This is a genomic window from Paenibacillus naphthalenovorans (assembly GCF_900099895.1).
GTDB classification, from domain to species: domain Bacteria; phylum Bacillota; class Bacilli; order Paenibacillales; family NBRC-103111; genus Paenibacillus_G; species Paenibacillus_G naphthalenovorans.
On sequence record NZ_FNDY01000027.1, the window covers coordinates 36,821 to 61,966 of the forward strand.

Genomic DNA, 25,146 nt, shown 5'->3' on the forward strand with positions numbered 1-25,146 from the left:
TTTCATGAAACGTCTTAAGGAGGGCGTGAAATGGACCTTTTGCAGCTGGCAGCGGTCATTGTGATATTAGTTTTGCTTGTGAAACCTTTGGGAACTTACATTTATCACGTCTTTTCCAATCAGCCCAACCGGACGGACAAAATATTCGGACCGGTGGAGAGGTTGATTTATGGGTTGTCCGGTTTGAAAAACCGGGCGGAGATGGGTTGGAGACGGTACGCAGTGAGTTTGATCTTGACCAATGTAATCCTGGTAGCGGTCAGCTATTTGATTTTACGAATCCAGAAAGTGTTGCCGTTCAACCCAAATGGAATCGACAATATGGAATCTACCCTTACGTTTAACACTGTTATCAGCTTTATGACGAATACGAACCTGCAGCACTACAGCGGCGAAACGGGGTTATCCTATTTTTCGCAGATGGCCGTCATTATGATGATGATGTTTACATCAGCGGCCACGGGGATTGTCGCAGCGATCGCGTTCATTCGCGGGTTAACCAGCAAAGGCAAGACGCTCGGCAACTTTTTCAGCGATTTTGTCAAGGCACACACCCGCTTGCTCATTCCGTTGGCCCTAATCATTACGTTGCTTTTGGTCGCGTTGAACGTACCGCAAACCTTGAGTCCGAACGTTCAGGCGACAACGCTTGAAGGTGAGACGCAACAAATTGCGGTCGGTCCAGTGGCGTCTCTTGTATCGATCAAGCATTTAGGAACCAACGGGGGAGGATTTTTCGGTGTAAACTCGTCGCATCCGTTTGAAAATCCCAGTCCACTAACGAATGTACTCGAAATTTTATCGATGTGGTGCATACCGGCCGCGCTGACGTACACATTCGGCAAATTTGCAAGAAATCAAAAACAGGGCTGGGTTATCTTCAGCACCATGCTCATTTTGTTTGTCGCCTTCCTTTCGGTTGCCTACACGTCGGAAATTCGGGGAAATCCGGCATTGAATGCGTTGGGAATGGATGCTTCGGAGGGAAGCATGGAAGGAAAGGAAGTCCGGTTCGGTGTTGCGCAGTCGGCTTTGTTCACGACGGTCACTACCGCGGCGACAACCGGGACCGTTAATAACATGCACGATACGTTGACGCCGCTCGGAGGACTTGTGCCGCTCGCACTCATGATGCTGAACAGTGTATTTGGCGGTGACGGTGTCGGTCTCATGAACATGCTCATGTATGCCATTCTCGCGGTGTTCCTCGCCGGATTAATGGTCGGACGGACTCCTGAATTTTTGGGACGAAAAATCGAGCCGAAGGAAATGAAGCTGATTGCCATTGCGATTCTGGCTCATCCGCTGATTATTCTTGCTCCTACGGCCGTCGCATTTATGACGGAGTTTGGAATGGGGGCGATCAGCAATCCCGGATTCCACGGTATTTCGCAAGTGCTTTATGAATATACGTCTTCGGCAGCGAACAACGGTTCCGGATTCGAAGGTCTGGGTGACAATACGACCTTCTGGAATATTTCGACCGGACTTGTGATGCTGTTCGGCCGCTATATTTCAATCATCGCACTTCTGGCAGTAGCCGGGTCAATGGCAAGGAAACAGTGGGTACCGGAAACGGTCGGTACGTTTAAGACGGACAACAAATTATTTGTCGGGATTTTGATCGGAACCGTGCTTATTATCGGCGCTTTAACATTTCTACCGGTTCTTGCTCTTGGTCCGATTGCCGAACATTTGTCGATCCGTTAAGGGAGGGGATTTTTCATGAGTGCCAATCGAAAAAGCATGCTGAACGCAGCCATCATTCGCGGCGCAATCATTCAGAGCTTCTTGAAATTGAATCCAATGTTGATGATAAAAAATCCGGTGATGTTCGTCGTAGAAACAGGGGCTTTCCTGGTTCTTTTGATGATTCTGTTTCCTGGTTACTTCCGTTCCGGGGAGACGATCGGATTTAATATTACCGTATTCGTCATATTGTTGTTTACCGTTCTGTTTGCAAATTTCGCCGAAGCGCTTGCGGAAGGGCGCGGTAAAGCTCAGGCCGCCTCTTTAAAAAAGACGAAAAAAGAAATTTCGGCGAATAAAGTGGTGAACGGGGAGATCAAGTCGGTCCCATCCACCGAACTGCGCAAAGGCGATATTGTTGTCGTGTCCCAGGGGGAATGGATCCCCGGAGACGGCGAAGTGATTGAGGGACTTGCCTCGGTTGACGAATCTGCGATTACGGGGGAATCGGCGCCGGTGATTAAAGAAGCGGGCGGAGATTTTAGCTCTGTGACGGGAGGAACCAGGGTGGTCAGCGACCAAATCAAGGTGCGGATCACCAGCGAACCCGGCGAGTCGTTTTTGGATCGGATGATATCTCTAGTTGAAGGGGCGAAACGGCAAAAGACGCCGAACGAGCTGGCACTAAACACGCTGTTGATCAGTCTTACGCTGATTTTTCTAATCGTCGTGGCAACACTGCCGCCGATAGCGAATTATGTAGGCGTTGATTTGGAAGTGCCTGTGCTCATTTCACTTCTAGTATGCTTGATTCCGACAACCATCGGCGGTCTGTTATCGGCGATCGGTATTGCCGGAATGGACCGGGTTACAAGGTTCAACGTTCTCGCAATGTCGGGCAAAGCGGTAGAGGCCGCGGGCGATATTAATACGATGATATTGGACAAAACAGGGACCATCACGTTCGGGAATCGGATGGCGAGTGAGTTTGTCCCCGTTGGTGGGGAGACGGAAGCCGCGGCTGCTGCGTGGGCTGCCATTGCTTCTGTTTACGATGAAACGCCGGAAGGCCGCTCAGTGATCGAGCTGATGAAAAAGCAAAATTTGACTTATGACGCTTCTCTCGCGGAGGGAGCGGAAGTAATCGAATTTAAGGCGGAAACGCGAATGAGCGGTGTCGACCTGAAGGACGGACGCAAGGTGCGCAAAGGGGCAGTTGACTCGGTAATCAAATGGGTACAGGGTCAAGGAGGCTCCATATCGGAGGATTTGAAGTCAAAAAGCGACAGGATCGCTTCTGAAGGCGGAACACCGTTGGCGGTAGCCGTAGACGATCATATTTATGGTTTGATCTATTTAAAAGATACGGTGAAACCCGGGATGCGGGAACGGTTTGATCAACTTCGCAAAATGGGCATTAAAACGATCATGTGTACGGGTGACAATCCCTTGACCGCAGCAACGATTGCCAAGGAAGCAGGGGTAGATGAGTTTATCGCCGAAAGCAAACCGGAAGATAAAATCGCCGTCATCAGCCGCGAACAGGCGGAGGGGAAACTCGTCGCCATGACTGGAGACGGCACGAACGATGCGCCGGCGCTGGCGCAAGCGGATGTGGGCTTGGCCATGAATAGCGGAACAGTTGCGGCAAAAGAAGCGGCCAATATGGTGGATCTCGATTCCGATCCTTCGAAAATCATCGAAGTGGTCGGCATCGGAAAGCAGCTGCTCATGACTCGGGGAGCTCTTACCACATTCAGTATTGCCAATGATATTGCGAAATACTTCGCAATCATTCCGGCGATGTTTACACTGGCGATTCCGCAGATGGAAGCCCTCAATATCATGAGGCTGGGTTCGCCGCTTTCTGCCATTCTTTCGGCGCTCATTTTCAACGCGGTGATCATCCCGCTCTTGATTCCGCTAGCAATGAAAGGAATTACGTACCGTCCGCTCAGTTCGTCGCAGCTGCTCAGCCGGAACCTGCTGATCTATGGACTCGGCGGAGTGATTGTTCCGTTTATCGGTATTAAACTGATTGATCTGGTTGTTCACATCTGGATTTGATGGAAAAGATCAAGATGAGAAAGGAAGGAACAGGGTATGGATAAAACATCGGCAGATGTAAATGATATCGTGAATCATGGCAGTTCCTTTTGGATTGCGGTACGGATCAGCATGGTATTTATTGTATTGTGCGGACTGTTGTACCCTCTGGCTTCTACCGGAATTGCACAGCTTCTGATGCCGGAAAGAGCGAACGGCAGCCTGATCAAGGATTCCGGGGGTCAAGTGATCGGGTCGGAACTCATCGGACAATCATTCACGGATCCGAAATATTTTCACGGGCGGGTATCCAGTATTAACTATGATGCAGGAGCTTCGGGTTCAAACAACTACGCACCGTCAAATCCGGATTTGATCGAGCGGACGAAGGCATCGATCGAAGAATGGGAGAAGAATAATCCCGACGTTCCGGTCAGTGAGGTTCCGCTCAGTCTGATCACGAACTCTGGTTCGGGTCTTGACCCGCATATAACACCGGAATCGGCCAAAGTTCAGATTCCGCGAATCAGCAGTCTGACGGGAATTCCTGCTTCCGAGCTGGAAGATTTGGTGGATGAGCATACGGAAGGAAGAGATCTTGGACTGTTTGGTGAGCCCCGTGTGAATGTATTGAAATTGAACCTGGCTTTGCAGCCATTGTTAAATCAGCGATAAGAAGAGAGCCCTGCTCTCTTCGGAAGGAAACACTTCCGAAGAAGGCGGGGTCTTCCCATTTTCCACAAGGGGAGGGGTCGGTTTGGAAACGGATTTTAGACGTAAAACTCCGGAAGAAATTCTATACTCCATTTCCAAGATGCATCAGGGACGGTTAAAAATCATCATCGGTTCGGTAAGCGGAGCAGGAAAAACCTATCACATGCTGCGAGAGGGACAGCTGTTAAAGCAGCAGGGGATCGATGTCGTGATTTGTGCCGTAACTACACTCCAGAGAACAGAAACGGCTGAGTTGCTTCAAGGTTTCGAACGAATTGCAAGCATCAAATGGGGGAAGGACGGCAAGGAAAAAGAGGATCTGGATTTAGATGCCTTGATCGAACGTAATCCGGATGTCGTTTTAGTGGACGGGTTGGCTCATCATAACCGAAAAGACGCTCGTTTTCCGACCCGTCTTGACGATATCAAATTTTTGTTGGGACATGGAATCAGCGTCATCACGACGATAAACGTTTACGAACTCGGAGGGTTTGCCGAGATTGCAAAGAAGCTCACCGGAATCGATGTAGAAGAAACGGTTCCCGCCGATACATTGGAATTGGCCGATGAAGTGAGACTGATCGATGTGACGCCGGAAACGATATTGGCAAGACTTGCTGAAGGAGCCATTCAGGCCGACGAAAGTAAAAAATGGTTTAAACGCGGCAATCTGGCGATTCTGCGGGAACTTGCCCTGCGGCTCGTCGCGGAAGATGTCAACGCATCGTTGGAAGAATATCGAGAAGAGCTTGGGATGGTCGGCCCTTCAGGAGCTACGGAACGCATTCTGGTTTCTACGCAGTATCATTGGAACGGTTCACTATACGTGCGCCGCGGCCAGCAAGTGGCCAAACGATTGAACGGCGACCTGTTTGTCGTTACCTTCATCGATCCCAAGAAAAAACTATCTAAAGAGGCCGCAACATTTAAGCGATCGATGATCAAACTGGTGGAAAAAGTGGGCGGGCAATTCGAGGAATTGCCGCTTCGTTCCCGCAGGCGTCTGCCTTCGGATCTTGTACGTTATGCAACCAAGTACGGCGTGACGCGGATTGTCATGGGGCATTCCAAACAAAGCCGATGGCAGGAGTTTTGGCAAGGATCGGTTATAAACGGTCTTTTAGGGAAAATCAAAAATATTGATGTTTTTTTCATGACCGATCGAGCTGAACATGAAGGAAGGCGCATTTTGCCGGCCAAGATGGGTGGGACGGGAGACCGTACTTCGTACAAGCGCCCCAGCATGCAGGAAGTGGAGAGTCGTATTGCGAGTATAAAGCGTGGCACATTCAAAGTGTACATTGGAGCCGCCCCTGGAGTAGGCAAAACGTATACGATGCTGCTCGAAGGGAACGATTTGAAGAAAAAAGGGTTCGATGTGGTCATTGGATTGCTTGAAACGCACGGACGGAAAGAAACGTTGGCACAAGTAGGAAACCTTGAGATCATTCCGCGCAAAACGATCCATTATAAAGGTGCACGGCTGGAGGAAATGGATACGGATGCCATCATTCGCCGCGCACCTGATATTGTGCTTGTCGATGAACTGGCTCATACGAACGTGCCAGGGAGTCAAAATCGGAAACGTTATGAAGATGTGCTCCGTTTGCTTGATGCAGGGATTTCGGTCATATCCACAGTGAATGTGCAGCATCTGGAAAGTTTGAACGACGCCGTTGAGCAAATCACCGGTATTCGTGTCCGCGAAACGGTCCCCGACCGAATCCTGCAATTGGCCGACGAAGTGCAGCTGATCGACGTGACGCCGCAGACCTTGCAGCAGCGGATGAAAGAAGGGAAAATTTATGACTTGGATAAGGTCGATCAGGCGTTGAGTCATTTTTTTAAGACCGGAAACCTGATTGCGCTGCGAGAGCTGGCATTACGGGAAATTGCCGACGATGTCGACGAACGGCTAGAGTCGTGGGAACGTAAATCTTCGCTTCGCGGGCCATGGCGCAGGCAGGAAGTCATTTATGTTTGCGTAAATGTGACGCCTCATGCGGAACGGTTGATCCGCCGAGGGTTTCGGATAGCCTACCGGTTGAAAGCAGTTTGGTATGTGACATTTGTACGTCCGGAGGGCATGGAGATGACAAAAGAAATTGCCGAACGGATCGAAACCCTGCGAAAACTAACGGAAAGACTGGGGGGAACATTCGAGATTCAAACAGCGGCAAATTATAAGGAAATCCACCGGATTATCGTACAAAAAGCGAATGAATACAACACGACGCAGTTGATTGTCGGGCAGTCGAAGGTGTCATTTTGGGAGGAAATTTATAAAGGATCCCTTATTAAATCATTACTGCGTACTGCCCGGCACATGGATGTTTTAGTGGTATCCGATTATGAAGCAGGGAAATAAAAGGGTTATGGTTTGTGACTTGATTCGGAATATTTGTTGGGTTAAATGAATTAAAACTTATTATTGTTTATCGCATAGAAAGGAGTTTCCATGAACATTGCATTTTTTTTCTACGACTGACCAATTAACGCACAATATTTATTTTCTGCGTTTTGAAGGTATATTTCAGGATTGCTTCTAAACCTTCTTCGTTTAGCCCCTTCCGACAAACGAGATGCCCAACGTTGACGTTCCGCTTGGAAGGTGTGGTAATCCACATTTTGAAGTCTTTTCTCAAGGTCTTTTTGCCGAAGCGCATCGTCGACGAACACGACTGTTACTGCTGCCGTATAATGACGGGAAATTGACGGTGCTTATTGACCAATTATCGACGAATAATCTGACCGCATTGAACAGGAATTGCGGGAAGTCAGAGCTACCGTTCTCCGCTTCCCGTTCCGATCAGATCTCTACGTGGTACGTGTCTTTCTTTCTCAAATAAAACCTGACATCCCCCATAATGATATACCAGTCGCGATCCAACTCGATCCGGCAGGGGATCTCGATCCTGTCATTGACTCGCATCAGAAGCCATTCTCCGCAGTGAAAACCAACTTTTCGCCCTTCAATGTGAACAACCCACCATTCTCCGTCCCGGTCATACGTCATCTTGAACCATGTCCGCTTCATTCCAGTTCACCTTGAATGACAAGCCTGACCATGTGGTCGTCGATGATGCGTCGTTTGTTTATAGCACCGTAGATCAGGCAGTTCGTGCATACCTTGTTGATTAGTCTGGCGGAGCCGCCGGAGAATTGGTAGATGACGTCCATCGCTCCATCGGAGAAGACGTCGTGTTCACTCCCCGCATACGTTAAATGTCTGGCAATATATTCTCCCGTCTGAGACCGATCATAATGCTGAAGTTTGCATTGCAGATCGATCCGTTGGCGAATAGCTGTGTAGGTCTGCATCCGCAGGCGATCCCACAACTCGCTCTGTCCGACCAGAATCAGGGCCATCGGGCTTTCCGAGTCCATCTTGACGTTCAGCAGAAACCGTACTTCTTCCAGCATCTCGCGATCCAGGAGATGGGCTTCATCCACGATGACGCATGGCTTGACGTGGTGAATCCCCCGCATCAATTCAATTTCGCGATGCAACTGCCGTTTCGCATCGCCGCGGTAAAACTTCGCCTCACATCCCAGCTGTTCGAGCAAGCCCTTGTAGAAATGACGGGGCGTCAGCTTGGAATCCGACAGATACAGCACCTTGTATTTGGCCGCGCTGAGCGCCGCCGTAATCCGTCGAATCGTCGTGGTTTTTCCGGTACCGCAATCTCCCGTCACCACGGCAAACCACTGACGCTGCGCGGCATATTCGAGACGTTCCAGCGTTTCTTCCAACATCACCGGAATATATAATTCCTCGGTCGGAATATCCCGGGTGAACGGGGTGTGACGAAGTCCATAGAACGATTCAAACATCGTCCGCCACCTCCTTGCGAATCGCTCGGAAGGAGATGGCGGGAGTTTGCTGCTCCCGACGCCGATCATGCTGCTTTTCGGCCCCGCGCAGCAGACGCGAGGCGTCTGCCGGTTTGGGCTGCAACTGTTCCGGAAGGGCAGGCCGTTTCCCGGCACGCTCCCCGATCACCAGCTCCCGAACCTTCCAAGGCTCGTGTCCTTCGTACTCGATCGTCACTTCCGTGATGTCGGCGGGGTCGTACACCACTTGAACCGTTCTGCCGATGAAGAGAAGTCCGACTTCGTATTTCCTGCCCATGAAGCTGATGCATCCCGCCTTGTCGACCTTCCGGTTCTCGCAGTGAAGAAAGGCGTTCGCGAGCACGTCCGGTTCGACGAAGCGAAGCGGATGAGGGTCGTTGCGAAAGGCCTGCTCCGGACTCCTCCCTCCGAGCGCCGAATGCGGTTTGTTCTGGTAGCATTCGCTGAGCCACACCTGAAACAACGCATTGAGCTGTTCAAGTGTCTTCGGCTTCTCCAGTTCCACTTCGCCTAAAAAAGATTCAATGACGCCATTTAGCCTCTCGACCTTGCCCTTGGATTCCGGCGAGTAGGGCCTCGCGAATAGAAGGCGGATACCCAGCTTGGAGCACGTCCTCGCCATCCACTTCGTTTTGTATTGCTTCCCCTGGTCGAAGTAGACCGCTTCCGGTACGCCGTATTTCTGAATCGCTTTACGAAAGCAGTCCTCTACAATGGTTTGGTCGAATAAGGCGTAGAATTCCCCGTTCATGACCGAACGCGTCGCGTCGTCCTCAAACAACACGAGATAGACTTGCTTCTTTTCTCCGCCGGGTCCGATGGGTAGATACGGACCCTCTTTGATGTCCGACTGCCACAGCGCATTGCGGCGCCGTTTTTGAAACCGCCTTGCGGCAACCCCCTTGGTCTCATACAGCCGCATTTGTCTGGAACTGTATCCGCGTTGCGTGAGCTTCTCCTGCAAGGTGCTGCGCTTTAGTTCACCCGGTTTCACGATTTCTTCCCATTCCAGGATCTGAATGATCTGTCTCACACTGCGGCCGGGAACCTCGCGCCGCAGCAGAATCGCCTGTTCCAACACCGATTCGGGAACGGCTATCGCGGGCTTTCGGCCTTTCGCTTTCGGTTTTAAGCCGCTGAAGCCTGCCTCCCGATACCGTGCCAGGTACCGGCGCAACGTGCGCTCGGATATCCCGTATTGCTCGGAGATCGCCGCTTTGATTTGACTGGCCTTGGCCGGATCCAATCCGTCCGCCAGTAGCGGCGACAGTAGTTGAACCCGCTGTGCGGCGATTTCTTCCGCCTTCTCCTTCTTCATCCTCATGCCTCCATTTCCTTGGGATGAACATGAGTTTAATCCCGAAGGGGATGGACATGAAGGCAGAACGGGTCTGTTACCCATAAATTTGAATTGGCGATTGGACGGACAACTCGTTTCAGCCATCCGGCGGCATCGCCTACAAACCGTCCAAGCCATTGGAGTGCGGACTGTGGCCGGGTGGACGGACGGACCACAGGGAGATGAAATCGCATCGCGATCGATTGCAGGCAGCCTGCCGCATACACGGCCCAAGCCAGGAACCAGCACTTCCAGCGGAGGAGCGTCGATTCATCGGCCGCAATGTCGGTACGGGGCGGCTCCGAAACCGCTCCCTCGATGCTTTCGGCGTCGTACCGCTTGTAAGGCACAAGCAGATCCGGCAACTCATGATGAATTCTCCCACACACCTTACAATGAAGTCTGCGGATCACAAGCTTCACTTTTTCCCCGGAGCTTTTGAACCATATCCTCGAACGGCTTCCCGCCACGCTTAAACTTCCTCCGCAACAGGGCGCAGCTACACTCTCCGCACTCCTAACAAAAAAACGCCGCTTTCCGGCTCCTTTTCAATGAGCTCATATTTTGATACAATGACCATGTTGATGATGAACAGACGCCTCTTGTGATACTGTTCCCGCAGTATCCTTTCCAAAGGAGGCGTCTTTTCTTTTCCTCCTCGCCGTCTTTCTCGGTCATTATATCGGTCAATTGCTGGACAGGCATTAACGTCAACTTTCGGGCTTTTTGATTCAGCTAAAACACGACCATTTCGCCGCTGCGGAGAATGTATTCGTTCCAGCTTCGCAACCCGGTCATACGCCGGTGGCGGGTCTTGGTACGGCGAAAAAACCGCTCGTGATCGTTGTTGGTTCGCGGAACGTGAGGATGATCGTAGCAAGTAAACAAGCCTTTCCAAAAGCCTTTGGTGTAACTTATCAAGTTGGCAACCATCGGCTTGTCGTGCTCTTCGGTGTAGGTTTGTTCGACCCATTGAAGCAAGTGCTGCAGATGGAACCGAACCGAATCGCTGCTTTTATCCGCGTCGGGATTCAGGATATCGGCGATATGATGCAACGGCAGCGTCCAACGCTTGACCTCTTCGTAGGCTTGCTGAAATTCGCTAAGTATATTGAATATTCTGACTACGTTTTTCAGCAGCGAGGTCCCCTTTTTTATCCAGGCATCGCTCCAAGGAAGCCTAAATGGCTTGCGCATTCTCGTATATCCGAATCCCCGGCAGATCGAGCGGCGGGTTTCCGTCTTCAAGAAGCAACGAACGAACAGCCGCGACGTAATCTTTGGCGACCTCGGCTTCTGCCGAATCGTCGTTCTCAATTTTCTTTTCGATCTCACGGATTCCGCGCAGGCTTTTCTTGATCCCGGTTTTAAGCTTGCGGTCCAAGTCGACAACTGGTTTGGCGATGTCCTTGAGGTAATGGTACTGGCAGTACTGGTAAGGAACATCCGGCAACAACGACTCCATGGCCATGCGGATAGACTGCTGCCCATCCGTCACGATGCCGATGATCGGAAAGCCTAACTCGATGATCGGCGTGATGAGCTTCTTCAATTCCTCGGCCGAGCCGCTTTTCAGGTTTTGAGCGGCCAGAATGGTACCGCTGAAGATTTCCCGAATGACATAAAGCGTTTCGTTGCCTTTCTCGGGTTGAACGCCGTCCATGGAGATCATGATGCCGCCATTGTCTTGAACGACTTGCCCTAGAACTTCCTTCACGTGATCCGTCACACTGGCACGAAGCAAGGTCAAATAGCGTTCGTACAGTCTTTGAGAGTTCCGCTCTGAGGTGGCAACCCCGCGGCGATTCAACTCCTCGGTAATTTCCGTAATGGTCATATGATGCTTGAATCGCAACTGACCCACCAACGCCAGCACATCGAAACCGTAAGAGGTATGCTTCATGCACAACGAATCGGCTTCGACCGATTTGTAGTAGGCTTTTGGGTAAGCGCAGTCGGCATTCGGGCAGTGATACGCCATGTTCCATACTTGGATAACGCCGTTCAACGTAATGATGTTTTTCTTCCAAGCGGTATGATGTCGCTTGAGCTTCGTCCCGCAATGAGGGCAATGTTGAAGCTCCGTACGAAAGTAAATTTTCTTTTCCGGGATAACGCGATTTTTGGGTAAGGGCATCAACGAAAACCTCCGTCAAATATGGCTATTAACTATTTCGACAGAGGTCTTGGAAATCCTCGTTAGTTAATTGGTCAACCGTAGAAAAAAAACACCACTTCTTTGATTGTTGAGGAATTAGAAGTAGCTGATATTGAACTTCAATCAGATTCAAAACGAGAAGTTGAAGTTTCATCGGTATTATTCACTTTTGATGAATTGAGAAAGAAGTTAACGCTAAAAGAAGTAGATTATTTGGAATTACATAAATTTCAAATGGAAATTGGCAAGTTAGGGGAAGCGTATGTTTATGAAATGGAACTGAAAAAGTTAGAAGGAACAATTTATGAGGAACTTGTTGATAATAAAAAAGCATTAGACCCTCAAAATGGTTATGATATTCTGTCCTACGATTCGGAAGGTAATAAACTTCATATTGAAGTGAAAACAACAGTAAAAAACGACACGGAATTTTTTATAACGTCCACAGAACTAAACACCGCGAAGCAAATGAAAGCTATTGGTGAAAAATATCTTATCTATCGTGTATCAAATATCTTAGCTAAGAATAAGAAAGATATTCGTTGTGAAGTAATATCGGATATTTTCGATAATGATGACTTTTTATTAGAGGAAAGTTTGTGGAAAGTTAAGAATGTGAAGAACTCAATCAAAAATTATAGGAGAGGCGATTAAAGCTCGATTCTACGAACTAAATCCGATAAGTTTCTGATTTAACTGTGGTTCCATAAGTGTAGACGGTGCCGCTTTCGCTAGGACTGTTGCAAGCGCGTCTACATACGTAGAAAATGTAGTATATAGAGCGAGACAAGTCCGGCAGTGTGAATATATATCCCACAAACCTAGTCACGCAGCTTATCACTTTCAAATGCTTGGCTACTAGACTATATACAGTTGAATTCCTCTATACTTGACAAAAATATAAAAAAGGTAAATAATACTACTATGGTAATCGGAGGTGGAAACGGACACATGAACCAACGTGCAGCCGCTATTATTAAAGATTGTCGGCTTACGGACAGTCAACTATCATTAATTCTGTCTGGCATTGCAGAAGGTAAGCGGATATTTTCTCAAACCATGGAAGTCATGCCAAAGACTTCGTCGAAAACTTACTCATCCAGACTTTTGTACGAGTTAGTCAATACTCATGTTGCAGAAGCGATTTTGAAAAATCCGCATTTAAATTTGAGCGTGGAACATAGAGTGGCGGGCTTCTATCCCTACATTGTAATGCGGGAAACGACGAGAAATATTGCCGCGCTTGTATTGCCAATTCCCAATAACAGAGATTTTGAGCCTAGTTTATTTAGGGGTGAATTTGCCATAACGAACATTGATCGACTTATGGCAATGGGGGCAACGGAAGAAGATTTGAATATAGATATTGATTATCAACCCTCGTTGCTTTTCGAAATAGAACATCTTCCCTTCGGTCTCATTGTCAGTTACGACCGGGAAAAGAATTTGGTTTACGAGGGAGCGCTTCAACCCAATCAAGAGGAGTGGCTCTTTAACGAGGATGTAACAGACAAGGTAGTTGCCGGCGGAGGCAAGGTTGTTGAGTTTCCACGACAAATCTATGATGATACTGACATCTTCATCGGGCTTACACAAGCTGCGTTGCAAGAAAGCGAGAAGGAGCTCAATGAAAAGAATAATCTTGTTTAAGGAGTTTATGACACGCTATGACTGAACGCGCCTTTAATCCAAAACGTTTAAGAGAAGCAAGAATGGTTCGCGAATTGAGCATAGCGGAACTTGCGGATAAAATTGGCGTGAGCAAACAAGCGATCTCGCAGTTTGAACTTGGTGAAAGTATTCCAAAAGCAGAAAACATGATGGCAATCATTAATGCGCTTCGATTTCCGAAAAGTTTCTTTTATGGAGACAGCGAACAATACGTAGGCAACACTTTTTTTAGGGCGTATGCAACCGCAACAAAAAAAAGCCGAGAAATACAGCTGAATAAATCATATCTTGCTGGATATATATACGACTACCTGAGCAAATATATAGATTTCCCCAAACTAAACTTGCCGGACACCAAAGATTTCAGCAATTGCAATTGGGATGCGGTATCAATCGAAAAATTGGTGCAATTGACTAGAGATCATTGGGGACTGGGCGATAAACCCATAACCAACATCGTCAATTTGCTTGAACGTAACGGAATTATGGTGTTCACTATCCATATGGACAGTGAAAAAATCGATGCCTTTTGTCAGCATCGAAAAGGCCGTCCCTTTATTTTTCTAGGCGATGACAAACAATCCGCGGTTCGGCGTCAATTGGATGGAGCTCACGAACTTGGACATCGTTTAATGCATGAAGATGTGAATAATGACCTTCTTTCCAAAGAGGAGTTTAAAAAGATTGAAGAGCAGGCGAATCGCTTTGCGTCTGCCTTTTTGTTGCCTGCCGAGGCGTTTGCAAAAACAGTGACTTCAACGTCGTTGCTTCATTTTGTGGAGCTTAAAAAATACTGGAAAGTTTCGATTGCAGCTATGATATATAGATGCAAAGACCTGGGGCTAATATCAGAGAGCAAATTCACTTCGTTATTTAAACAAATGTCCATGAAACGAATGAGAGTGAAGGAACCGTTGGATGACGTGATTCCGGTGCCGGAACCAGTTGTATTAAGAAAAAGCATACAAATGCTGCTTGAAAAGAACGTAAAAAATGAACTCCAAATCATTCATGAAAGCGGCGTGCCGCAAGAATATGTGGAGATGTTTTGCAATCTTGATCCCGGCGCATTGAATGTCAAAGACCCGGAAGCGACAGTTAAATTAGCTGCCAATCCATTGAACTGAATGGGCGATGAGCATGTGTGTATAATGTGAAACTAGGATGTCGGTTATAGTGGAGTTCTTTTGACAATGAAAAACGTGTCATGGGAAAATAATGTATTAGACTGAAAAATAAAGTGTTAGACGCCCATGCCGCTAACGCGGCACCATCAGATGATGAAAATATTGGGCATGCGATATAATTTACTTACGGCTGGCGAAGGGAGGTCGGCAGTCAATGGTGCCTCGAGCCCGTGTGTTAGACAGACCCCAACGACCAGGTGCACCACAGATTGTTGCTCCGTTTTGGAAGCACGCAGGATAGAATAACCATTTGGCGGTTGTTGCACCAGCCCTTCAATCTTGCACGCCGTAAGGAGAGTTCTTAAGGATGGACGTCGTTTACAGCCATGTATGCGGGCTTGACGTTCATAAAAAGAACATCGTGGCCTGCATTATCACACCTGAAGGTAAAGAAATTCGAACGTTTGAGGCTATGACAGATGACCTGATCCAGCTTGTTGATTGGGTGAAAGTCAGAGGCTGCACTCACGTTGCGATGGAAAGCACAGGCGCTTACTGGAAACCGATCTACAATCTGCTGGAGCTCGAGGGCATCGAAGCTCTTGTGGTGAACGCTCAGCATATCAAGAATGTGCCCGGCCGTAAAACCGATGTGAAAGATGCGGAATGGATTGCCGGCTTGCTGCGTCACGGTCTGTTGAAAGGCAGTTTCATCCCAAAACGAGAGCAACGCGAACTAAGAGAATTGATTCGGTACCGCCGAAGCCTTATTGAAGAGCGTGCCCGGGAAGTAAGCCGCATTCAAAAAGTGCTGGAAGGCGCCAACATCAAGCTTTCGTCCGTTGCCAGCAATGTGCTTGGGAAATCGGGACGCGCCATGATCGAAGCGATGATTGCCGGTGAAACGGATCCCGGTACCTTGTCCGAACTGGCGAAACGAAAGCTGAAAAGCAAGAAAGAAGATTTAAAACGTGCCCTGAACGGCTTGATGGGGCCTCATCAGAAGCTCATGCTGGGTGCCCAACTCCGGCACATCGATTATTTGGACGAAGAGATTGCAGACTGGACGAAGAAATCAAAAAGCGCATGCTCCCTTTTGAGGAGGACCTGGCACTGCTCGACACGATCCCTGGCGTGGCAAGACGGACAGCAGAGACGATTGCGGCTGAAATTGGCGTGAATATGGATCAATATCCCTCTGCCGCCCACTTGTGCTCTTGGGCAGGGCTGTGTCCAGGTCAGAACGAAAGCGCCGGAAAACGAATTTCCGGAAAAACTCGAAAAGGGAATAAAAAGTTGCGAAGCACGCTCGTTGAAGCTGCCAAAGCTGCGGCTAGAACGAAAGGAACGTACCTATCCAGCCAATATCACCGTATTGCGGCACGCCGGGGAGCCAATCGTGCAACCGTCGCAGTAGCTCACAGTATATTGTCAATGGTTTACTATATCCTCAAACGAAAACAACCTTATGTCGAACTAGGTCCGACCTATTTTGAGGAACGAAAACGCGACGTGATCATAAAGCAATCCATAAGGAAACTTGAGTCATTAGGCGTATCAGTTACGATTAATAGGGCCGCCTCCTGATAACTGCAGCTTATTACGGATAAACACCTTGTTAGAACCCTGGCCATTTTGCTCTGGTTTCAGGGTCAGTTTCCTATTGTCTTTTTTTTTAGTGCTTTCGTTGTGCAATATTTTCAAGATAGACCGAGAAAATAAAGTTATAGACTGGGCAGCGACGTTAAGCTAGCGAGCAGGTAATGAGAAATGAACGTTTTCCGGGGATGGGGAAAGCAATCGGATCGACCGACTGCTTTTCTATATTTCTCACTTATAACGAGAAGAGTGGACCCCCTTTTCAGAGTAGTCCACTCCATTGACGATGTGCTTTAAATTGATACTCCAATTATAAGGGATGCGTAGCCAAAAATCAAGGTATTTCTGGTGCAGGTATTTCTGGTGCAGAACCGGCAACTTGACGGTAAGCATCTATAAGTTCTGGCGCACGGCGTTGCAGCAGTTCCTCAACAGTTCTCAAAAAGGAACGCAACTCGGTCTTGACCTCCATAAGTTGCTGCAAATACTTCTCGGATTGTTTCTCAGCGGTCTCCAACTGCGCCTTCACATCCACCAACTCTTGCTCCACGCTAGTCTTTTCCCGATTTAGGTCAAAGATCTCGTTCTCATAATACGCTGTCACAACTTGATAGAAAAACATTTGATTCATCATGAGCGAAAGAAACGAATAGGTGGCGGTGCTAAATTATTTTCACAAGCGGCTCCTGTAGCTTATGAACCTGACCAGAAAATTATCAATGAAAAGGCATTTGAAACTGAGAAGGAGGTCGTAACGATGGTCGAGGAACAACCTCAAATGCTGGCTCGCGAGCAGATCTATAACGAGGTGTGGGAGCTGTCGCTTGCTGGCGTTGCCAGGAAATATGGCACATCGTACGGCCTAATATATAAGCTTTGTAAGGAAGCAAATGTGCCCATACCTCCTGCAGGGTATTGGACGAAATTAAATTTTGGAAAGTCGGTATCGAAACCACCTCTTCCAGACTCAACTATACATGAAGTTGCTATTCCGCGTTCGAAAACGCCGCGGATAAGAGTGCAGAAGATTGATAAGGGTATGGCGACCATTCCAGAAGCAGAGCTCGGAGCCACGCAACAGGATGGAGAAGCGGTAAACAATGCTGATGCTGGTTCGAAAATTGCTATGAAAGAAGACGATTTGAGCGAATGGAACAGGAACGATAAAAAAGAAGTTGGCGCTCAAAGAAGCCGTCAAAGCTACAGCTCATATAAGTCCAGTCCTCCATTTCTAGCGGGCGTGATTTCGAAAGAGACGCTTCCGCGTGTCTACCGAATCCTTGGGGCACTCATCCATGCTATAGAACCATTGGGATGCTCAGTGACGGATACTCTCTCATTTATTATTCGGAATGAATCGGTATCCCTTGAGATATATGAAATGCAGGACAAAGTCGATCATGTTTTAACAAAGTCAGAGGAAAATCAGCTTCGCAAATATGAGGAAGATAAGAAACGTTACTCCTGGGCTTCGAAACCGAATTTTCGCAAATATGATTATGTGTTTAACGGGCAGCTGTGCATCAATATAAATCAGAATCAAAATAAAAGGTTCCGTGATACGAAATCTTCCATCGTGGAAGACCAATTGGGAATTCTTCTGATCGAGATGTATGAAGCATCTGAAATTATACGAAAAGAGCGAGAGGCGCGTGAAGAAGAACGTCGTAAACGCGAAGAAGCAGAGAGATTGCGAGAAGAACGCCGAAAACGTTATATGATTGAGGTCGAGCGCACGGTTGCATTGACAAATTTGGCTCAGGATTACGCGATGGCGTGCAAGATCAGGGCATTCGTTGCAGCTTTGGAATCGTCCGGTAATTTGACAGGGGAAGATTTACAATGGATCGATTGGGCAAAGAAGAAAGCCGATTGGTATGATCCGATAATAGCTAGAGAAGATGAGTTTCTTGGGAAGCGCGAACACGAGAAAGGAAAAGATTTGAAAACTGAATATTCGTGGCGGCAATAGCTCTTCGGGAACTCTTAAATGCTTATTTTTCCCTCTCCGATCATTTTCGATTTTAATACCCGTCATAGCAATCATTTCAAAAATGCGAAGCGGTAAAGTTGTTTTTTCAAGTCCAAAAGGTCACTCCAAGGTCACCTTGAAGTCACCCAAAGGTCACCCAAAGGTTACCCAAAGGTCACTCTAAGTCCAAAACCATTGATTATTATTCAGCGGCATGTGTTGACCTTTTCGGTCATTAATAGACACTTTCAAATAGGAACAAATGATCGCAATTATGCTTGTATAGGAGTTTGTCTCTACTGTATAATGGAAATTGTTAGCATCCCATTATTTTTGATTACTAGAATAAAAAGTTAAGAGGGTGATGATTATTAAAGGTAGGCACAACGACAAACAAGCGTAAGTGGTGGCACACCTCGCTTGGTTGTCGGTACTGATTTTCTTCTGAGAAGTGGCATTCTCAAAACTGGTCATGAAGAAGGTATCGAGTGTGAAATGATCATGCACTTTACACTCAACATATGTATAGCCAGACTATATTTATGTATACGTCATGAATGACGGATATCCTTCTAAATTTCAAAAAAAAAATGAAAGAAGGATGTATATTTTATGACAATTGAACTTGAGTCAAAAGTTTCCGCGCTGTTGGAAGGTATTGCTTCACGACTAGATATATCTCCAACAAAGTATAAACAAGCTGTTGACAGATACACTGCCGTTAGCAATTGGATAGCAGAAGGCCAATTTGAAGGTGTAGAAGAAATACATTTTTACCCACAAGGTTCATTTAGACTTGGGACAGTTGTTAGACCTATTCGAAATGGACAAGATGCCGATTATGACATCGACTTGGTTAGTGAATTTCAGATCTCCAAGAAAAAGACTTCTCCAAAAGCATTAAAAGAGGCAGTTGGTAAGCGTATAGCGGAAAATGAAACCTATAAAAAAATGCTCGATGAAGAAGGGCGGCGTTGTTGGACTATACATTACGCAGAGCAAGACGGAATTGGGTTCCATATTGACGTGTTACCGGCAACACCAGAAGATGCATCATTAAGAAACAACCTGGTTGATTCCAGGATCGCCGAAAAGGCCATTGCGATAACTCACAAAAATAAGGATAAAACTTATGAGTGGTATTCTAGCAATCCAAGTGGTTTTGCTGATTGGTTTGAGAATATTAACAAACCCGTGTTTGATTTAGTCAAAGCCACTCAACAGCGCAGCCTCTTCGAAAACAATAGAGACATTTATGCAAGTATCGATGAGGTGCCTGAGGCTCTAATTAAGACCCCTTTACAACGAGCAATCCAGATTCTGAAGCGCCATCGGGATGTTCGCTTCACAAACCACCCAATGGCAGAAGACAAACCGATTTCCATGATTATTACAACATTGGCAGCCAAACTATACAATGGCGAACCGAATGTGTTCTTAACACTTCGCAATATTGTGAATCAACTTGATGCCCTATCGGATCTGCTGAAGCCGGAGTTCAGCGATAATAAAGTTCTTCAGGAGCAATCGCTAATTACCAGAAATGCTGATGGAACATGGGTAATTCCAAACCCTGTAAATCCAGATGAAAATTTTGCGGATAGATGGCATGAGAATAACAATCAAAAGGCAAGAGCTTTTTTCCAATGGACCAAATGGATTAAAGAAGACGTTATCGAAATAATTGGAACAAATGATGTAGGGAAAATCGTTAAATCATTCGAATCAACTTTCGGACAAGTTTCAATAACTACGGCGAGAGCTCTTGGTTTGCCGACGAGTGCCGCAGTGCTTTCAGCGCCAATGGTTCAAATTTCAAATCCCAATAAACCTTGGGGCCGGTAACAATGAATGGGGAAATTGTATGGGATCATTTCAAGGAATTACAAAGTGAGTTTCCGAATGTTACTTTGGCATATGAGAACGACAGGTTTTATGTCCGTGGAAAGATACAATTTCGTGCTCAATATCTAGATCATGAATTAGTGGACGAAGCATATTTGGTCGAGATGGAGCTACCGACGAATTATCCAAGTGCCCCTCCAATTGCAAGAGAATTGGAGGGGAGGATACCTAACACGTTTCATACGTTTTCAGACGGTACTCTATGCCTAGGTGCGCCGCTTGCTGTTAAGATGACTTTTGCTAAAAATTCGACGTTATTGGGATTTGTCAAAACACAGTTAATTCCCTATCTCTATTCATTTTCTTATGCTGCAACCAACAAAGATCTACCTTATGGGGAACTAGACCATGGGGCTAGGGGGATTTTGAACTATTACAAAGAATTATTTCAAGTAGATTCAGAAGAGTGTTGCATAAATTTTCTCTACATTTTGGCCTCCCAAAAATATCGCGGTCATCTGTTGTGCCCTTGCAATAGCGGAAAAATATTAAGGAAATGTCATGGGCCAATGCTTCTAGAGCTTCAACAATACCAAACCCCAAGAGAATTTGGTATCGAATTTATCGATTGTCTTGAGTTTATCAAAAAAAATAGGAAGAAGGGTTAAGGTTGTCTGAATCGGTTGTACCACCCCACATACGTTGTATGCTATGGGGTAAAGCTGCAGGTCGTTGTCAATATAGAGGGTGTAACGAGCTTTTACATATTGATCCCCATACAAAATCATTAATGAATCGCTCATATATAGCCCATATCATTGCCGATAGTCCTGGAGGACCGAGAGGTGATAAGATACTCTCCCCAAAATTAGCAAAAGATATTTCGAATTTAATGTTACTTTGCGATACACACCATCGTTTGATTGATGTTAAAGATGTAGATGGACATCCTGTTGAATTACTTCAAGCGATGAAACAAGAACACGAAAAGAGAATAGAGCTGGTGACTCAAATACAGGAAGATAGACAAAGTCAAATTGTATTGTATGGGTCCAACATAGGCGACCATAGTTACCCAATATCTTATGAACGTTCTGTGGTGGCATTATTACCTGAACGATATCCGGCTGATACCAGAGCAATTGAATTGGGATGGAAAAATAGTTTGTATAACGATCATGAAGATGATTTTTGGAAGATCGAAAACGAAAATTTGAAGAGGCAAGTTCAAACAAAGCTTATACCGTTATTATCTTCAGGTGCTTGTAGGCATCTTTCGTTATTCGCGCTTGCACCACAGCCATTGCTGATTTCCTTGGGCACTATGCTTTCTGATATTTTTCCAGTTGATGTTTATCAACTGCAAAGAGAGCCCGTCCAAAGATGGGGTTGGGACAATGAGTCTGACAATATTGAATTCCTTATTCAATCCCCTGAGAAGATACATCCAACTGTTGCATTAAATATATCCCTTAGTGCAACGATAGCAACAAATAGAATAACTGAAGTACTTGGTGATAATGTGTCAATTTGGACACTCACAATTAAAACCCCAAATAATGATTTTATGAAAAGCAAAAGTCACCTTGTGACATTTAGACAAACTATACGGAGTTTAATGGACAGAATTAAGTTGGCTCATGGGCAAAATAATCGGTTGAATATTTTCCCTGCAATGGCAGTTTCGACAGCAGTCGAGTTGGGACGAATTTGGATGCCAAAGGCAGATCTACCCTTAGTAATATATGATCAAAATAAAAAAACAAACAAATTCGAACTGGCATTGGAAATTTCAAAAAACAATGAAGTTGTTTTGCATGGTAGTGCTGTGTAACCGCCAAGTGATCGCTTAAGAAGAAAGCGATCATTTTTTATTTCTAAATGGATTATCCTTTATAAAATTCCGCGATTAATTAGATGACTTATTAGCCCCTTCGATCGAAGCGAAAATTTCCTTTGTAATTCTATGGATCATTCTTACATCATCGCTTTTCTTCTCCAATAAAAACTGGTAATGAACTTCGAGAATAGCTCTCGTCTCAAATTCCTGAGAGTCCGGATCAATCTCCCGAAAATCAAAAAGCTCTCCTGGCTTTATGTTGAGGGCGTTCATGATTTTTTCCAATGAATCTACGGAAAGATTTCTTTTTCCGAGCTCAACTTCTGTCAAATATGAAGCTTGTTGTCCAGTTAGTTGGCTTAATTGATGTAAGGTCAAATTTTTATTAATGCGTATGTTTCGGATTCTTTCTCCGATCAGCTTTTTTAATTCAGACATCGATATATTACCTCCTTACTTAAGGGTACGGTTTCTAACTAAAAAAATATATAATACTATAAGTGATAAAATTTGATAATCTAACTTAAAAGTGATATCATATTGTTATTATGTCTAGGGGTGAGCAAAATGATTCCAAAAGTCAGATCAGTGGAATCGCTTATTTTGATGAATCAATCGTCGGTTCAACTTGCCGTTCGGTTTCGAAAAATCATCTTTCACAAGGGTTCTCAGTTTTTGTTGCTTCAGCAGAAGGAACAGCATACGGTGATGAAAATAAAATGTTGCGATAATGCGTACAAACTAATTGGTGCGAATAGGGAGGAGTACGAAGAACTCAGTGGTTATTTCCAAGGGATTCCGGTAAATTTAACCGATACGGAAGAAGAATACTGGGTTGTGGGGATAGGGTTCAACAAAGTGGAAAATCAAAAAGGCATGTCAACTGAATTCAGAATTTCCAACGAGAAACCGCTTGATGTATTACCTTATATTATACAAACGGGAGTTGAACATGTGTTCTTTTCAGAATGAGGTGATTAATTTTTTTATGAATGGCATGGTTACTGTTAGAGGGCTTTCTCAATTAGGACTAATACCCGAGGGGCAATGCGTGATACCCAACCAGTTTTATGAGAATGGCTGGGGGAGGTGGCTCCCTATGCCGAATATAACGTTGTTACCCTTCTTTAGCGTTTCTGTAGCAAGCGGTTGTCTATGATAACTTAAAAACAGGCCACCGTAATCATTGAAAAACCGGCCACAACCGATAAACCTACTTGGAGAATAAATCGACAAGTGGGTGCCGGGAGAGAATGATTACGATGAATATTATGCAGAAGATTTTGATGATGCACATCCATGAAGGAAGGTCACGCCGGGAAATTGCTAGATTGACCGGGATTCATCGAGAAACGGTTGGAAAATACATCCACCAATATGAGGAAAGGAGACGGCAGTTGTTGGCGGAGGGGAACGACTCAGTAGATATTCAAGCATTAATTGATGCCCTGACCACCGCTCCCAAGTACAATGTAGGAATCCGACCGAAACGGAAACTGACCGATGAAATAGCAAAAAAAATCCAAGCGCATTTGAATGAGAATGAAATCAAGCGAAACCAAGGGCAACGCAAACAACAAAAGAAGGCAATGGACATCTTCGAAGCACTGGAAGCCGAAGGCGTAGATATTAGCTACAGTACGGTTCTCCGAACAATCCGTGGTTTGGAACGCAAACCCAAGGAAGCATTCATCAAGGCACTGTATGAACCTGGGGAAATCTGTGAATTCGATTGGGGTGAAGTGAAACTTAAAATCAATGGTAGACTACAAACTTTTCAAATGGCGGTTTTCACATCCGCTTATGGGAACTACCGTTTTGCGTATTTGTTTACCAAACAAACGACAGAATGCTTTCAGGAAGCACATGCCTTGTTTTTTCAGCATATTGGCGGCGTACATCGAACGATGGTGTATGACAACATGAAAGTGGCGGTCAAACGGTTCGTTGGAACGGGAAAGGAGCCGACGCAAGGTCTTCTGCAGTTGTCGCTTTATTATGGGTTTCAGCACCGTTTTTGCAATATCCACAGCGGCAATGAAAAAGGTCATGTGGAGCGCAGCGTGGAGGTCGTACGCCGAAAAGCATTCGCCTTTCGGGACGAGTTCGACTCGTTAGAGGAAGCGAACCAATATCTGCAGCAGGTATGTACACGGCGCAACCAAAAACCGCAAACCGAGTTGAGCGGCCAGACGGCGATCGAACGACTGGAACAGGAACGCTCTTTCCTTCTCCCTGCCATGCCCCCGTTTGATGCCGCTCGTGTACTCTACGGACGGGTAGACAAATATGCGACGATCATGGTGGACCAGAATCGTTATTCAGTACCGGATCATTTGGTTGGTGAGTCGATCATGACCAAGGTCTACTCCACGAGAGTGGTTTGCTTTCATCAGGAAATTCAGGTGGCGGAGCATATGCGACTGACCGGCAGCCATGAGTGGCGATTTGATCTGAATCATTATTTAGAAACGTTAAAGAAAAAACCTGGTGCATTCGCCGGTAGTGCGGCGTGGCATCAGGCTCCCCAAAAGATAAAAACAATTTACGAGATGTATTATACCAGACGAGAGAGAGATTTTGTACAACTACTGCAATATATTCGCGACGATGTCGGTTTCACAGAGGTAGAGCAGGCCATAGAGGCGTTGCAGCGTATCCATCCGAGCCATGTCACGACGGATAAAATTAAAGTGCTGTGCGCTAAGAACCGGGAAATGGTAGTTGCTCATGCCACGCTCTCCAAAACCGGTCAAGAGATCACGGATCGATCGGTCGAACAATTGCGCGCGTACGATGATCTGTTTCATACCGATACGTTAGAAACGAAGGAGGACGTTGCATGAGTCATTCACAGCGCAAGGCGTGGAAAGAAGCGATTATGGAATACAGTAAGGAACTACGGCTTCCGATGATTCGGAAGCATCTGGAGGAGTACGTGCGGGAGGCCAGCCAACGGGACGTTTGCTACGAAGAGTTCCTGGCTCAGTTGCTGGAGAAGGAATGCGATGCCCGACGGGAGGCATCCCGGTACAACCGAATCCGACTGGCAGAATTCACACATAAGAAATATCTTGAGGATTTGTCTGTAGATGAGCTTCCTCAGGACGCACAAAAGAAACTGAAACTGCTCAAAACGCTAGGGTTTATTCCGGAAGGACGTAACGTCATCTTGGCCGGCAATCCAGGAACCGGAAATTATCGAAAGAATTTGGTTATGGAAAGATTTTCAGTAGCGCCTTAGAATCATCGTTAGGCATTTCCGGAAATCTTTCCATAACAATTATGAAT

The 25,146-nt window shown here is 46.3% G+C and carries 22 protein-coding genes and 1 pseudogene; 15 read left to right on the top strand and 8 right to left on the bottom strand.

Going from position 1 to position 25,146, the window contains the following annotated elements:
* Positions 1-30: 30 nt before the first annotated feature.
* The 4 genes from kdpA to BLT35_RS20015 all read left to right on the top strand — a co-directional run bounded on the left by kdpA (position 31) and on the right by BLT35_RS20015 (position 6,817).
* Positions 31-1,710, top strand: a complete 1,680-nt coding sequence (gene kdpA / locus BLT35_RS20000) for a potassium-transporting ATPase subunit KdpA (RefSeq protein WP_074729567.1) — start codon at positions 31-33, stop codon at positions 1,708-1,710.
* Positions 1,711-1,725: 15 nt separating this feature from the next.
* Positions 1,726-3,756: a potassium-transporting ATPase subunit KdpB gene (kdpB, locus tag BLT35_RS20005; protein WP_074729568.1), complete on the top strand. Its 2,031-nt coding sequence runs from the start codon at positions 1,726-1,728 to the stop codon at positions 3,754-3,756.
* A gap of 36 nt (positions 3,757-3,792) precedes the next feature.
* Positions 3,793-4,410 carry a potassium-transporting ATPase subunit KdpC gene (gene kdpC / locus BLT35_RS20010; protein ID WP_074729569.1) on the top strand — a complete coding sequence of 206 codons (618 nt, stop codon included), beginning with the start codon at positions 3,793-3,795 and terminating at the stop codon, positions 4,408-4,410.
* A gap of 139 nt (positions 4,411-4,549) precedes the next feature.
* A complete protein-coding gene (locus BLT35_RS20015) occupies positions 4,550-6,817 on the top strand; it encodes a histidine kinase (RefSeq protein ID WP_074729589.1) in 2,268 nt (755 codons plus the stop codon).
* A 441-nt stretch (positions 6,818-7,258) separates the two neighbouring features.
* On the opposite strand, the gene BLT35_RS20020 is transcribed toward BLT35_RS20015, so the two are convergent.
* From BLT35_RS20020 to BLT35_RS20045, 6 genes are all read right to left on the bottom strand, one after another.
* Entirely contained in the window at positions 7,259-7,486 is a 228-nt protein-coding gene (locus BLT35_RS20020) for a DUF5348 domain-containing protein (RefSeq protein WP_074729570.1), read from the bottom strand.
* Entirely contained in the window at positions 7,483-8,283 is an 801-nt protein-coding gene (locus BLT35_RS20025; protein ID WP_074729571.1) for an ExeA family protein, read from the bottom strand. Before BLT35_RS20025 ends, BLT35_RS20020 begins: the two co-directional genes overlap by 4 nt.
* Complete coding sequence (locus BLT35_RS20030; RefSeq protein WP_139170829.1) at positions 8,276-9,622, bottom strand: DDE-type integrase/transposase/recombinase; 1,347 nt, start codon at positions 9,620-9,622, stop codon at positions 8,276-8,278. Before BLT35_RS20030 ends, BLT35_RS20025 begins: the two co-directional genes overlap by 8 nt.
* Positions 9,623-9,657: 35 nt before the next feature.
* Complete coding sequence (locus BLT35_RS20035; protein ID WP_074729573.1) at positions 9,658-10,113, bottom strand: DUF6431 domain-containing protein; 456 nt, start codon at positions 10,111-10,113, stop codon at positions 9,658-9,660.
* A 265-nt stretch (positions 10,114-10,378) separates the two neighbouring features.
* Positions 10,379-10,840: an IS66 family transposase gene (locus tag BLT35_RS20040; RefSeq protein ID WP_074729574.1), complete on the bottom strand. Its 462-nt coding sequence runs from the start codon at positions 10,838-10,840 to the stop codon at positions 10,379-10,381.
* On the bottom strand, positions 10,824-11,780 hold the full coding sequence (locus BLT35_RS20045; RefSeq protein WP_139170830.1) for a transposase: 957 nt from the start codon (positions 11,778-11,780) through the stop codon (positions 10,824-10,826). Before BLT35_RS20045 ends, BLT35_RS20040 begins: the two co-directional genes overlap by 17 nt.
* 102 nt (positions 11,781-11,882) lie before the next feature.
* Here BLT35_RS20045 and BLT35_RS20050 point away from each other — a divergent pair, with 102 nt between their 5' ends.
* From BLT35_RS20050 to BLT35_RS20065, 4 genes and pseudogenes are all read left to right on the top strand, one after another.
* Positions 11,883-12,455, top strand: a complete 573-nt coding sequence (locus BLT35_RS20050) for a protein NO VEIN domain-containing protein (RefSeq protein WP_074729575.1) — start codon at positions 11,883-11,885, stop codon at positions 12,453-12,455.
* A gap of 297 nt (positions 12,456-12,752) precedes the next feature.
* Positions 12,753-13,451, top strand: a complete 699-nt coding sequence (locus tag BLT35_RS20055) for a hypothetical protein (protein ID WP_074729576.1) — start codon at positions 12,753-12,755, stop codon at positions 13,449-13,451.
* A 17-nt stretch (positions 13,452-13,468) separates the two neighbouring features.
* Positions 13,469-14,599 (top strand): helix-turn-helix domain-containing protein, encoded by a 1,131-nt coding sequence (locus BLT35_RS20060; protein ID WP_074729577.1) that lies wholly within the window; start codon positions 13,469-13,471, stop codon positions 14,597-14,599.
* Between the two features lie 367 nt (positions 14,600-14,966).
* Positions 14,967-16,186: pseudogene (locus tag BLT35_RS20065) on the top strand (IS110 family RNA-guided transposase).
* Positions 16,187-16,532: 346 nt separating this feature from the next.
* Here the strand turns inward: BLT35_RS20065 and BLT35_RS20070 are convergent.
* Entirely contained in the window at positions 16,533-16,832 is a 300-nt protein-coding gene (locus BLT35_RS20070) for a hypothetical protein (RefSeq protein WP_175472020.1), read from the bottom strand.
* Here BLT35_RS20070 and BLT35_RS20075 point away from each other — a divergent pair.
* The 4 genes from BLT35_RS20075 (at position 16,806) to BLT35_RS20090 (ending at position 21,849) form a co-directional block, all read left to right on the top strand.
* Positions 16,806-18,170: a hypothetical protein gene (locus BLT35_RS20075; protein ID WP_254777627.1), complete on the top strand. Its 1,365-nt coding sequence runs from the start codon at positions 16,806-16,808 to the stop codon at positions 18,168-18,170. The two genes, BLT35_RS20070 and BLT35_RS20075, sit on opposite strands and share 27 nt — an antisense overlap.
* Before the next feature lie 612 nt (positions 18,171-18,782).
* Positions 18,783-20,015, top strand: a complete 1,233-nt coding sequence (locus BLT35_RS20080; RefSeq protein WP_074729580.1) for a nucleotidyltransferase domain-containing protein — start codon at positions 18,783-18,785, stop codon at positions 20,013-20,015.
* A gap of 2 nt (positions 20,016-20,017) precedes the next feature.
* Positions 20,018-20,683: a ubiquitin-conjugating enzyme family protein gene (locus BLT35_RS20085; RefSeq protein WP_074729581.1), complete on the top strand. Its 666-nt coding sequence runs from the start codon at positions 20,018-20,020 to the stop codon at positions 20,681-20,683.
* Positions 20,684-20,721: 38 nt separating this feature from the next.
* Positions 20,722-21,849, top strand: a complete 1,128-nt coding sequence (locus tag BLT35_RS20090) for an SAVED domain-containing protein (RefSeq protein WP_254777628.1) — start codon at positions 20,722-20,724, stop codon at positions 21,847-21,849.
* Positions 21,850-21,924: 75 nt separating this feature from the next.
* On the opposite strand, the gene BLT35_RS20095 is transcribed toward BLT35_RS20090, so the two are convergent.
* On the bottom strand, positions 21,925-22,293 hold the full coding sequence (locus BLT35_RS20095) for a helix-turn-helix domain-containing protein (RefSeq protein ID WP_074729583.1): 369 nt from the start codon (positions 22,291-22,293) through the stop codon (positions 21,925-21,927).
* Between the two features lie 129 nt (positions 22,294-22,422).
* Between BLT35_RS20095 and BLT35_RS20100 the strand changes: the two genes are divergently transcribed.
* From BLT35_RS20100 to BLT35_RS20110, 3 genes are all read left to right on the top strand, one after another.
* Entirely contained in the window at positions 22,423-22,827 is a 405-nt protein-coding gene (locus BLT35_RS20100) for a hypothetical protein (RefSeq protein WP_074729584.1), read from the top strand.
* A 281-nt stretch (positions 22,828-23,108) separates the two neighbouring features.
* Entirely contained in the window at positions 23,109-24,701 is a 1,593-nt protein-coding gene (gene istA, locus BLT35_RS20105) for an IS21 family transposase (RefSeq protein ID WP_074729585.1), read from the top strand.
* Positions 24,698-25,099, top strand: coding sequence for an ATP-binding protein (locus BLT35_RS20110; protein WP_217634731.1), 402 nt, complete (start codon positions 24,698-24,700; stop codon positions 25,097-25,099). Before istA ends, BLT35_RS20110 begins: the two co-directional genes overlap by 4 nt.
* The last annotated feature ends 47 nt before the right edge of the window (positions 25,100-25,146 follow it).